Consider the following 11,583-nt stretch of genomic DNA (forward strand, 5'->3'; position numbering starts at 1 on the left):
ACAATAACCATTTAACCAGTAGTGGTGCTTAAAAGGTGCATTTTTCAGAACCTAAAAATGCAAAAAGGCGACCCTTAGGTCGCCTTTATCTCAGAGTCTATAATCTTAAAAAGATTAACGACGCTGCTTTGTCAGTTCGATAACTCGTAACTGAGCAATGGCTTTAGCCAGTTCACCGGCCGCTTGTGCGAAGTCTATATCGCCATGCTGATTTTGGATATTCTCCACAGCCTTGCGTTTAGCTTCTTCCGCCTTTGCTGCGTCTAGCTCTTCACCACGGATAGCTGTATCAGCCAGTACAGTCGCTGTACCAGGCTGAACTTCTACCATACCACCAGAAACATAAATAATTTCTTCGTGGCCGTGCTGCTTAACAATACGCACCATACCAGGCTTGATAGCGGTCAGCAGTGGAGTGTGACCATGGAAAATACCAAGCTCACCCTCACTACCGGTCACCTGAAACGTCTCAACAAGACCAGAGAAAATTTGTTTCTCGGCACTTACAACGTCTAGGTGAAAGGTTATTGCTGCCATATCGCCTCCTAGTTAGCCTTATAGCTTCTTAGCATTCTCGATAGCTTCGTCAATTGCACCACAGTACATGAACGCTTGCTCTGGAATGTCATCGTATTCACCAGATAGAAGACCTTGGAAGCCACGTAGAGTCTCTTTAAGAGGTACGTAAACGCCTGGGTCACCTGTAAATACTTCCGCTACGTGGTAAGGCTGAGTTAGGAACTTCTCAATCTTACGAGCACGAGATACAACTTGCTTATCTTCTTCAGATAGCTCGTCCATACCTAGGATAGCAATGATATCTTTCAGCTCTTTATAGCGCTGAAGAGTAGACTGAACGCCACGAGCGATGTCGTAGTGTTCTTGTCCAACTACCAATGGATCCAGTTGACGTGAAGTAGAATCTAGCGGGTCGATCGCTGGGTATAGACCCATAGATGCGATGTTACGGTTAAGTACAACCGTTGCATCCAAGTGAGCGAACGTTGTTGCTGGAGACGGGTCAGTCAAGTCATCCGCAGGTACGTATACCGCCTGTACAGACGTGATAGAACCAGCTTTAGTTGACGTGATACGCTCTTGTAGAACACCCATTTCTTCAGCTAGTGTAGGTTGGTAACCTACCGCAGAAGGCATACGACCTAGAAGTGCTGATACTTCAGTACCTGCTAGTGTGTAACGGTAGATGTTATCAACGAACAGTAGAACGTCACGACCTTCGTCACGGAAGCGCTCTGCCATTGTTAGACCAGTCAGTGCAACACGTAGACGGTTACCTGGTGGCTCGTTCATCTGGCCGTAAACCATCGCTACTTTTGATTCTTCAGGTTTTTCGATGTTTACAACACCTGCTTCCTGCATCTCAAAGTAGAAATCGTTACCTTCACGAGTACGCTCACCTACACCTGCAAATACAGATAGGCCTGAGTGTTGAAGTGCGATGTTGTTGATAAGTTCCATCATGTTAACGGTCTTACCTACACCAGCACCACCGAATAGACCGATTTTACCACCCTTAGCGAATGGACAAATCAAGTCGATTACTTTAACACCAGTTTCTAGAAGAGCTGTCTCGTTAGACTGCTCTTCGTAGCTTGGAGCTTCACGGTGAATGGCGTAATGCTCTTCAGCACCAATCTCGCCACACTCATCAATCGCGTCACCTAGGACATTCATGATACGACCCAATGTCTTAGTACCTACTGGTACTGAGATTGGAGCGCCAGTATTTTCAACTGTCAAACCACGACGTAAACCATCAGAGCTACCCATTACGATTGCGCGAACTACGCCACCGCCAAGTTGTTGCTGAACTTCAAGAACTAGACGCTCTTTCACTTCATTAACATTCAGAGCATCGTATACACGAGGTACTTCGCCCTGTGGGAACTCTACGTCGACTACCGCACCGATGATCTGTACGATCTTACCTGTAGCCATCGTTAATCCTCTAACTATTTAGTTTTACCTAAGCTTAAACCGCAGCTGCGCCTGAAACGATCTCAGAAAGTTCTTGTGTAATCGCCGATTGACGGGCTTTGTTATACACAAGTTCTAAGTCATCAATAATGTCACCAGCATTATCTGTTGCTGATTTCATTGCAATCATTCGAGCCGCTTGCTCACAAGCAAGGTTCTCGACCACACCTTGGTACACTTGAGATTCGACATAGCGAACCAATAGTGCATCTAGTAGTGGCTTTGGCTCGGGCTCATAAATGTAGTCCCAAGAATGACTGCGTTTCATTTCTTCGCTGTCTGATTTAGGCAAAGGAAGTAATTGATCGATCGTTGGTTCTTGAACCATAGTGTTTTCAAACTTGTTGAACACTACGAACAGGCGATCTAGTTCGCCTTCATCATATTTCTTCAGCATAACGCTCACAGAGCCAATCAAGTCTTCAAGGCTTGGACGATCGCCCAGACCAGAAACTTGAGCTGCTACTTTCGCGCCGCTGTTGTTGAAAAATGCTGTTGCTTTAGAGCCTACAATTGCAAGCTCAACATCAGCACCTTTCTCAGACCAATCTTTCATGTCGTTCATGGCTTTCTTGAACAAGTTAATGTTCAAACCACCACAAAGACCACGGTCTGTAGAAACGATGATGTAACCAACACGTTTGGCTTCACGTTCCTCAAGATAAGGATGCTTATACTCGAGGCTACCATTAGCCAAATGACCGATCACTTTACGCATTGTTTCTGCATATGGACGAGTAGCTTCCATTGCGTCTTGAGAACGACGCATTTTTGAAGCTGCTACCATTTCCATTGCTTTCGTAATCTTCTGTGTGCTTTTAACACTACCGATTTTATTACGTATCTCTTTTGCGCCGGCCATCGTTACTCTCCGTTAATGGTATGAGGTGGCCCTAAGACCACCTACCAATTACCAGGTCTGGGTTGCCTTGAAGTCGTCAACAAGCTTCTTCAGCTCAGCTTCGATTTCTTTGTTGAAAGCACCCGTTGCGTCGATCTGTGTTACTAGATCAGCGTATTGACCACGAGCAAACGACAGTAAAGCAGCTTCAAAGTCTAGAACTTTAGAAAGTTCAACGTCTTGAAGGTATCCACGCTCTGCAGCGAAGATTACTAGAGCTTGGTCAAATACAGACATAGGAGCGTATTGCTTCTGCTTCATCAGTTCTGTAACTTTTTGACCGTGGTCTAGCTGCTTCTTAGTCGCTTCATCAAGATCCGAAGAGAACTGAGCAAATGCTGCAAGTTCACGGTATTGAGCTAGAGCAGTACGGATACCGCCAGATAGCTTCTTGATGATTTTAGTCTGCGCCGAACCACCTACACGAGAAACTGAGATACCAGGGTCAACAGCTGGACGTACGCCCGCGTTGAATAGCTCAGTTTGTAGGAAGATCTGACCATCAGTAATCGAGATTACGTTCGTTGGTACGAATGCAGATACGTCACCAGCTTGCGTTTCGATGATAGGAAGAGCTGTTAAAGAACCAGTCTTGCCTGTCACTTCGCCGTTAGTGAATTTTTCTACGTATGCTTCGCTTACACGAGCTGCACGCTCTAGTAGACGAGAGTGAAGGTAGAAAACATCACCTGGGAACGCTTCACGACCTGGTGGACGCTTAAGTAGTAGCGAGATTTGACGGTAAGCGACAGCTTGCTTAGATAGATCATCATAAACAATCAGTGCATCTTCACCGCGATCACGGAAGTATTCGCCCATCGCACAACCAGCATACGGTGCAAGGTATTGCAGCGCTGCAGATTCAGAAGCAGATGCAACAACAACAACAGTGTTTGCTAGTGCGCCGTGCTCTTCTAGTTTGCGAACTACGTTAGCAATAGTCGACGCTTTTTGGCCGATAGCTACGTAGATAGAGAAAATACCAGAATCTTTTTGGTTAATAATCGCATCGATCGCCATTGCTGTTTTACCAGTCTGACGATCACCGATTACTAGCTCACGTTGACCACGACCGATAGGGATCATTGAGTCAACAGACTTGTAACCAGTTTGAACAGGTTGATCTACCGATTTACGGTCGATTACACCTGGTGCGATAATTTCTACAGGCGAAGTCAATTTAGCTTCGATTGGACCTTTACCATCAATTGGCTCACCTAGCGTGTTTACAACACGACCAAGCATTTCAGGACCTACTGGTACTTCTAGAATACGACCAGTACCTGTAACTTTCATGCCTTCCTGTAGGTCAGCATACGGGCCCATTACAACAGCACCAACCGAATCACGGTTCAAGTTTAGTGCTAGAGCGTAACGGCCACCCGGTAGTTCGATCATTTCACCTTGCATCACGTCCGCTAGGCCGTGGATGCTAAGGATGCCATCGCTTACAGAAACGATAGTACCTTCATTGCGAGCTTCACTAACAACGTCGAAAGATTCAATACGTTGTTTAATTAGATCGCTAATTTCAGTGGAATTAAGTTGCATGCTCCAATCCCCATTAAGACTGCAATGCATCGCTCAGGCGGTCTAAACGACTGCGCGCTGAGTTATCGATGACTAGGTCTCCGGCTCGAATAATAACTCCACTAAGTAGAGTCTCATCTATACTGCAATTCAGCTGAACTTTGCGCGCTAAGCGCTGTTCCAATTTGCTGCTGATCTCTGCACGTTGTTCTTCAGAAAGTTCTACCGCTGAAGTTACTTCAACGTCGATCTCTTTCTCATACTCTTTTTTGAGTATAAAGAACTCTTTACAAACATCAGGAAAAGCCATTAAGCGGCCATTCTCTGCCATCACTTTAATTAAGTTCTGACCGAATTCATCAAATTGTTCGCCACAAATTACAATGAATACTTCAGCTAATTTTTCAGCAGTCATAGAACCGCTTAATAAATTGTGAACATCATCATTTTGTGCCACTTCGGCAGCAAAAGTAAGCATTTGACCCCATTGGTCTAGCTCACCTTTATCTACCGCAAAGTCAAACGCTGCTTTAGCATAGGGGCGTGCGATTGTAGTCAAATCAGACATATACAGCCCCTTGCTTTAAAGTTTTGCAGTAATGTTGTTAAGAAGATCATCGTGTACATCTTTATCGATTGTACGTTCAAGGATTTTCTCAGCACCAGCTATAGCCAGAGTTGCGACTTGTTTGCGCAGGTCATCACGGGCACGTGTACGCTCTGCTTCAATTTCTGCTTCAGCTTGCGCTAAGATCTTCTGGCGTTCTGCCTGAGCCTCTTCGCGTGCTTCATCAATAATTTGAGCTTTACGTTTGTTTGCCTGATCAATAACCTCAGTTGCAGTGCGCTTTGCTTCTTTCATTTGCTCAGAAGCGTTGGCTTGTGCCAGGTTCAAGTCTTTAGCAGCGCGTTCAGCGGCTACTAGACCGTCAGCAATTTTTTTCTGACGTTCTTCAATTGCTTGCATGATTGGTGGCCATACATATTTCATGCAGAACCAAACAAACAGTGAAAAAGCAATTGCTTGACCTAGCAGAGTTGCGTTCATATTCACAACAGCTACCCCTCGTTAAGAATCAACTACAAAAATTTAATTAACTATTTAGAAGTTAATTAGCCTGCTAGTTGACCAACAAATGGGTTAGCAAACGTGAATAGTAGTGCGATTACGATACCGATCATTGGAACAGCATCCAATAGACCAGCGATGATGAACATCTTAACTTGTAGCATTGGAGCCATTTCAGGTTGACGCGCAGCGCCTTCTAGGAATTTACCACCAAGAATAGCAAAACCAATTGCAGTACCTACGGCACAAAGACCAACAATGATAGCAACAGCGATTGCTGAAAAACTTAGTACAGTTTCCATTTACGTTCTCCGATTAACATTAATAGTTAGAATAAAGCTTAAAAATTTTTTAGTGATCACTATCTTCATGAGCCATTGATAAGTAAACGATTGTCAACATCATGAAAACAAACGCTTGAATCAAAATAACCAAGATATGGAAGATAGCCCAAGGTAGTGCACCTACCCATTGTAAGTACCACGGTAGCATTGCCGCGATAAGAATAAACACCACCTCACCCGCAAACATATTACCAAATAAACGCATACCTAGAGATAGTGGCTTCGCTAATAACGAAATTACCTCAAGTACCAAGTTAAATGGAATCATGATTGGGTGATTAAATGGATGCAGTGCCAATTCTTTAGCAAATCCGCCTAGACCTTTCACTTTGATGCTGTAGTAGATCATCAGAGCAAAAACACCTAAAGCCATTGCCATTGTTATATTAACATCAGCTGTAGGAACCACTTTCAAGTAAGGGATACCTAGCCAATGCTCTGCAGGATATGGTAAGAAATCGATAGGCACTAAGTCCATCAAGTTCATAATGATAATCCAGCAGAATATAGTCAGTGCTAGTGGGGCAATCAGAGGGTTGCGGCCATGGAAAGTTTCTTTAACGTTGTCACCAACGAATTCCACTACCATTTCAACAAAACACTGAAGCTTACCAGGTACACCTACTGTTGCTTTCTTAGCGACTGAGCGAAAAACCCAAAGGAATAACATCCCTGTCAACACCGAAAAAAACAGACTGTCTATATGTACGTTCCAGAAACTTGTCTCCTCTACAAGACCAAACTTAGCTAAAGAAAGGTTTTGTAAATGGTGTTCAATGTATCCGGATGCTGTTGGCGCAGCCATAACTCATCCTATTTTTTATTGTTAATGAAAAGCACTGGCGCAAAGATATTAATACCTAGAACCAGTAAATAGGTCAGTTTGAGGGGAATTAATTCCACCTGCATATACATGTAGACGATAGAGAATAATAGAACTGTGATTAAGATTTTGAGCGCTTCACCTGCATAGAACGACGCCGCAACTAACTTAGTTGCGCGAGCTCCACAAAATAGAAAAGCACACACACAAAAAACTACATTCGCGATGACAAAAATACCGCCACCGATTAATGCAGCAAAACCCCAATCAGGATTAACAGCTAAACCTAACCCTATCGCCACTAATATAACCGCGCTAAGCTCGATCAATAACATTTGCTTTGCAAGCACTCGTCCTGGTCTTGCTAACGCCGCTACCATGTATTCGTTCCTCTTTTAAGCCTACTTTGATACTCGCTTAAAAGCGTGCTGATAAATTGGCGAAAATTATACGTTCAGCCAAATTGATTGCAATAAGAATGCAGCAATCATTTACATTTTTGTATACAAACCGACAACTTTTGTACGAAATCACTTGTTCATTACATAATTGACCTAAATCAATTATCTCACTTAGTACTCTAATTTAGCAATAAGTTGATCTAATTTGTGAGGCTCATCAAGAGTAATTGTCACTTTTGACTTCCCACTAACAGAACGAGTAACTGAAACGTTTGCTTGCAATTTTTCCGTGAGTCTTCGTGAAAGTTCGATAGCTTCAGTGTCTTCTTGCTTCGATTCTGATTCAACGTCTGGCTTTAAGCACTTTTTAACAAGCTGCTCAGTTTGACGCACGGTCATTTTTTTGGTTGCTGCAGTGTTTGCTGCCTCAACCTGGGTATCGCCTTCGAGCGCAAGCAATGCTCTAGCATGCCCCATTTCCAGGTGTTTGTTGGAAACTAAACCTTTTACTTCATTTTCGAGCTGATTTAGACGTAATAAGTTACTAACCGTTGCTCTCGATTTACCGATCACTTCAGCAACTTGTTGATGTGTCAGCTCAAATTCGTTCTGCAAGCGCTCTAACGCTTGTGCTTCTTCGATAGCATTCAAGTCTTCACGCTGAATGTTCTCGATCAATGCCATCGCAATCGCGGCCTTGTCTTCGACTCTCTTAATTAGACATGGCACTTGCTTAAGGCCTGCTTGACGAGCAGCTCTCCAACGACGTTCGCCAGCAATAATCTCAAACTGGTCGTGTGCTAAGGGACGTACAACGATTGGCTGAATAATACCTTGAGATTGGATTGATGCTGCCAGCTCTTCTAGCGCTTCCGGCGCAATATCCTTACGCGGTTGATATACACCTGGCTTTAAGCAACCAACAGCCAATTCGATAAGCTCACCATCAGCCGACAACGCCTGACTATAAGAAGCAACTTGCTGCTTTTCACGAGCTAATGAGCTAGTTGCAAGCAATGCATCTAGCCCCTTTCCTAAACCACGCTTAGACATTGAGCGAATTCCTTTGGTTGGACCTATACTGGGACTTCTTCACGACGTAACATTTCGCCAGCAAGAGCAAGATATGCCTTAGCTCCTGCAGAATATTTGTCGTAGTACATTGCTGGCTTGCCATGACTCGGCGCTTCTGCCAGACGCACATTTCTAGGGATCACAGTTCGATAGACTTTGCTACCGAAGTGCTTTTTGAGTTGATCAGATACTTCGTTCGATAAGCGGTTACGAGGATCGTACATAGTACGCAGAAGACCTTCAATCTTCAGGTTCTCATTCACCACCGCAGCGAGCTTGCTAATGGTATCCATCAACGCAGTCAAACCTTCCAGAGCAAAGTATTCACATTGCATAGGAACCAATACGGAATCGGCCGCAGCCATCGCATTAATTGTAAGAAGATTTAATGACGGTGGGCAATCGATAAAGATGAAATCATAGTTATTACGAATGGATGCCAACGCGTTCTTTAGGCGAACTTCACGAGCAAACACTTCCATCAATTTGATTTCTGCCGCTGTAACATCACCATTTGCGGCGATAAGGTCATAGTTGCCAGATGTACTTCGGCAAACTACCTCATCAAATGGGGTGTCTTCAACCAACAAATCGTAAGCAGTTGCTTCAACCTGATACTTGTCAACACCGCTCGCCATCGTGGCATTACCTTGAGGATCGAGGTCAACAACCAATATCTTGCGCTTTGTTGCCGCCATTGATGCTGCCAAGTTAATGCAAGTTGTTGTTTTTCCTACGCCACCCTTCTGGTTGGCAATTGCTACGATTTTACCCACTATGGCCTCGCTGATTATCCCTGACGCGATAAAGTAACTAGATGACGCTCTCCATCAAGCTCTGGCACTTGCAAAGCTTTAATGTCTGTCACTGAACACCATTCAGGTAACAGGTCGATTTCGTCTCTAGGGTGTTGTCCCTTAAGAGCCAAAAATACACCGGATTGCTCTTTAGGTAAATGATGACACCACTCTACCATGTCTGTCATTGATGCAAATGCGCGACTGAGCACGGCATCAAACTTTTCTTCTGGTTGAAATTCTTCAACGCGACTTTGAATCGGCACCACGTTGTCGATACCCAGCTCATGAATCACTTGCTTGATAAAACGAATACGCTTACCCAAGCTGTCTAGCAAGTAAAACTCGCAGTCAGGATTCATGATTGAGAGCGGAATCCCAGGAAGGCCAGGGCCTGTGCCAACGTCAATAAAGCGCTTGCCTTGTAAGTGAGTGCTAACAATGATGCTATCTAAGATATGTTTCACCATCATTTCTTGCGGATCACGAACTGACGTCAGATTGTATGCTTTGTTCCACTTGTTTAGTAACTCAACGTAGCCAACCAATTGGCTGCGTTGCTTTTCAGATACTTCAAGTTCAGTCTGGCCAATCAGGTGATCCAGTTTTTCGCGTAATGCGCTCATTATGCTTCCTCACCTTTTTTCAACAGGCCGTGTTTTTTCAAGTAAACCAACAGAATTGAAATTGCAGCAGGTGTGATACCTGAGATTCGCGATGCAATACCAATTGAGTCTGGTTTAGCGGTAGTTAGTTTTAGAACCACTTCGTTAGAAAGCCCTTTTACCTTACTGTAATCGATGTCAGCCGGCAGTTTGGTGTTTTCATGACGCAGTGACTTTTCAATTTCATCTTGTTGACGTTGGATATAGCCATCGTACTTCACTTGGATCTCAACTTGCTCTGAGGCTTGTTGATCTTCCAGTGCAGGACCAAAACGATCCAACGACGTTAGCTGTAAATAAGTCATTTCAGGGCGGCGAAGAAGATCTTCACCACTCGCTTCACGAGACATTGGTGTTTTCAGGATCTGGTTCAATTGATCAATATCTTCAGATTTTGGATTAATCCATGTTTCTTTAAGACGTTGACGCTCTTTCTCCATGTTTTCCATCTTCTCGTTGAATCGCGTCCAACGAGCATCGTCGACCAAGCCAAGTTCACGTGACTTTTCAGTCAAACGGATATCAGCGTTGTCTTCACGAAGCAACAAGCGGTACTCCGCGCGAGATGTAAACATGCGGTACGGTTCTTTAGTACCCATCGTCGACAAGTCATCGATAAGTACACCCATGTAAGCTTGATCGCGGCGTGGACTCCAGCCCTCTTTGCCTTGCGTAAACAAACTCGCATTCAAACCGGCCATTAAGCCTTGTGCTGCAGCTTCTTCGTAGCCAGTGGTGCCATTGATTTGCCCCGCAAAGAACAACCCCTTAATAAACTTGGTCTCGTAAGTCAGTTTAAGATCGCGAGGGTCAAAGAAGTCGTACTCAATCGCGTAGCCAGGACGGACGATGTGTGCGTTCTCAAAACCTTTCATTGAGTGAACGATTTTTACCTGAACATCAAACGGCAAACTGGTTGAAATACCATTCGGGTATAACTCGTGCGTCGTTAGGCCTTCAGGCTCAATGAAAATTTGGTGACTGTTTTTATCAGCAAAACGCATCACTTTGTCTTCAATCGACGGACAGTAACGAGGGCCAATACCTTCAATCACACCAGCGTACATCGGGCTGCGATCGAGATTGGCACGAATAACGTCATGCGTATTTTCGTTAGTGTGCGTGATGTAACATGGAATCTGACGCGGCTGCTGAGCTCGGTTACCCATGAATGAGAAAACCGGAGTCGGATTATCGCCGTGCTGAACCTCAAGCTCAGAAAAATCAACGCTGCGTGCATCGATGCGAGGAGGTGTACCCGTTTTCAGGCGATCAACACGAAATGGAAGATCACGAAGACGGTCAGCGAGCGCGATCGATGGTGGATCACCCGCACGTCCACCCGATGAACTTTCCATACCAATATGAATCTTACCGCCTAGGAATGTGCCTACCGTTAAGACCACAGCATTAGCGCGGAATTTGAGGCCCATTTGCGTAACCACACCCACCACTTGATCTTGTTCAACGATCAAGTCATCAACCGACTGTTGGAACAGAGTTAGGTTTGGTGTGTTTTCAAGAACATTACGGACAAAGGCTTTGTAAAGTGCGCGGTCAGCTTGTGCACGAGTTGCACGTACCGCAGGGCCTTTTGATGCGTTTAATGTTCTGAACTGAATACCTGCATGATCAATAGCTTGCGCCATTAATCCACCCATAGCATCGACCTCTTTTACCAAGTGGCCCTTACCGATCCCGCCAATGGCTGGGTTACAAGACATCTGTCCCAACGTATCGATATTATGAGTTAGTAATAACGTACTTTGACCAGTACGTGCAGATGCGAGTGCGGCTTCCGTTCCTGCATGGCCACCACCAACAACGATGACGTCAAATTTTTCGTGATAAAGCATGAACCGACCTCAGGTACTCAAACGTTTCTAGATTGATAAAAAGGAGCGATATTCTACCTGTTTTCATAGCTTGAGAAAACGTTTTTGGAATTTTTCGAAAAAGCTGTTTTTAATTAATATAGATA

13 protein-coding genes are annotated in these 11,583 nt (G+C 44.4%); all 13 read right to left on the bottom strand.

The window, feature by feature from the left end; genetic code table 11:
* Positions 1–114: 114 nt before the first annotated feature.
* Positions 115–537 (bottom strand): F0F1 ATP synthase subunit epsilon, encoded by a 423-nt coding sequence (locus AB4232_RS09345; RefSeq protein WP_004735742.1) that lies wholly within the window; start codon positions 535–537, stop codon positions 115–117.
* Positions 538–555: 18 nt separating this feature from the next.
* Complete coding sequence (gene atpD, locus AB4232_RS09350) at positions 556–1,959, bottom strand: F0F1 ATP synthase subunit beta (protein ID WP_009848119.1); 1,404 nt, start codon at positions 1,957–1,959, stop codon at positions 556–558.
* 34 nt (positions 1,960–1,993) lie between these two features.
* Positions 1,994–2,860: a F0F1 ATP synthase subunit gamma gene (atpG, locus tag AB4232_RS09355; RefSeq protein ID WP_009848120.1), complete on the bottom strand. Its 867-nt coding sequence runs from the start codon at positions 2,858–2,860 to the stop codon at positions 1,994–1,996.
* A 48-nt stretch (positions 2,861–2,908) separates the two neighbouring features.
* The gene (atpA, locus tag AB4232_RS09360) at positions 2,909–4,450 is read right to left on the bottom strand and encodes a F0F1 ATP synthase subunit alpha (RefSeq protein WP_009848121.1); all 1,542 of its coding nucleotides are present in this window, start codon (positions 4,448–4,450) and stop codon (positions 2,909–2,911) included.
* 13 nt (positions 4,451–4,463) lie between these two features.
* Positions 4,464–4,997: a F0F1 ATP synthase subunit delta gene (gene atpH, locus AB4232_RS09365; RefSeq protein ID WP_009848122.1), complete on the bottom strand. Its 534-nt coding sequence runs from the start codon at positions 4,995–4,997 to the stop codon at positions 4,464–4,466.
* A 15-nt stretch (positions 4,998–5,012) separates the two neighbouring features.
* Positions 5,013–5,483, bottom strand: coding sequence for a F0F1 ATP synthase subunit B (atpF, locus tag AB4232_RS09370; protein ID WP_010433231.1), 471 nt, complete (start codon positions 5,481–5,483; stop codon positions 5,013–5,015).
* A 59-nt stretch (positions 5,484–5,542) separates the two neighbouring features.
* Positions 5,543–5,800 carry a F0F1 ATP synthase subunit C gene (atpE, locus tag AB4232_RS09375; protein ID WP_004411110.1) on the bottom strand — a complete coding sequence of 86 codons (258 nt, stop codon included), beginning with the start codon at positions 5,798–5,800 and terminating at the stop codon, positions 5,543–5,545.
* Between the two features lie 49 nt (positions 5,801–5,849).
* A complete protein-coding gene (gene atpB, locus AB4232_RS09380; protein ID WP_009848124.1) occupies positions 5,850–6,647 on the bottom strand; it encodes a F0F1 ATP synthase subunit A in 798 nt (265 codons plus the stop codon).
* Between the two features lie 8 nt (positions 6,648–6,655).
* On the bottom strand, positions 6,656–7,045 hold the full coding sequence (locus AB4232_RS09385) for a F0F1 ATP synthase subunit I (protein ID WP_008221392.1): 390 nt from the start codon (positions 7,043–7,045) through the stop codon (positions 6,656–6,658).
* A 192-nt stretch (positions 7,046–7,237) separates the two neighbouring features.
* A complete protein-coding gene (locus AB4232_RS09390; protein WP_012605105.1) occupies positions 7,238–8,119 on the bottom strand; it encodes a ParB/RepB/Spo0J family partition protein in 882 nt (293 codons plus the stop codon).
* A gap of 23 nt (positions 8,120–8,142) precedes the next feature.
* The gene (locus tag AB4232_RS09395) at positions 8,143–8,916 is read right to left on the bottom strand and encodes a ParA family protein (RefSeq protein ID WP_009848126.1); all 774 of its coding nucleotides are present in this window, start codon (positions 8,914–8,916) and stop codon (positions 8,143–8,145) included.
* Between the two features lie 14 nt (positions 8,917–8,930).
* Complete coding sequence (gene rsmG, locus AB4232_RS09400; protein WP_009848127.1) at positions 8,931–9,563, bottom strand: 16S rRNA (guanine(527)-N(7))-methyltransferase RsmG; 633 nt, start codon at positions 9,561–9,563, stop codon at positions 8,931–8,933.
* Positions 9,563–11,458 (bottom strand): tRNA uridine-5-carboxymethylaminomethyl(34) synthesis enzyme MnmG, encoded by a 1,896-nt coding sequence (gene mnmG, locus AB4232_RS09405; RefSeq protein WP_371728277.1) that lies wholly within the window; start codon positions 11,456–11,458, stop codon positions 9,563–9,565. Before mnmG ends, rsmG begins: the two co-directional genes overlap by 1 nt.
* Positions 11,459–11,583 lie beyond the last annotated feature (125 nt).

Source organism: Vibrio sp. 10N.286.46.A8, from assembly GCF_041470165.1.
Taxonomy (GTDB): domain Bacteria; phylum Pseudomonadota; class Gammaproteobacteria; order Enterobacterales; family Vibrionaceae; genus Vibrio; species Vibrio tasmaniensis_A.

Coding starts and splice junctions, on each gene's coding strand:
- AB4232_RS09345 (WP_004735742.1), bottom strand. CDS start 537: ATGGCAGCAATAACCTTTCACCTAGACGTTGTAAGTGCCGAGAAACAA.
- atpD (WP_009848119.1), bottom strand. CDS start 1,959: ATGGCTACAGGTAAGATCGTACAGATCATCGGTGCGGTAGTCGACGTA.
- atpG (WP_009848120.1), bottom strand. CDS start 2,860: ATGGCCGGCGCAAAAGAGATACGTAATAAAATCGGTAGTGTTAAAAGC.
- atpA (WP_009848121.1), bottom strand. CDS start 4,450: ATGCAACTTAATTCCACTGAAATTAGCGATCTAATTAAACAACGTATT.
- atpH (WP_009848122.1), bottom strand. CDS start 4,997: ATGTCTGATTTGACTACAATCGCACGCCCCTATGCTAAAGCAGCGTTT.
- atpE (WP_004411110.1), bottom strand. CDS start 5,800: ATGGAAACTGTACTAAGTTTTTCAGCAATCGCTGTTGCTATCATTGTT.
- atpB (WP_009848124.1), bottom strand. CDS start 6,647: ATGGCTGCGCCAACAGCATCCGGATACATTGAACACCATTTACAAAAC.
- AB4232_RS09385 (WP_008221392.1), bottom strand. CDS start 7,045: ATGGTAGCGGCGTTAGCAAGACCAGGACGAGTGCTTGCAAAGCAAATG.
- AB4232_RS09390 (WP_012605105.1), bottom strand. CDS start 8,119: ATGTCTAAGCGTGGTTTAGGAAAGGGGCTAGATGCATTGCTTGCAACT.
- rsmG (WP_009848127.1), bottom strand. CDS start 9,563: ATGAGCGCATTACGCGAAAAACTGGATCACCTGATTGGCCAGACTGAA.
- mnmG (WP_371728277.1), bottom strand. CDS start 11,458: ATGCTTTATCACGAAAAATTTGACGTCATCGTTGTTGGTGGTGGCCAT.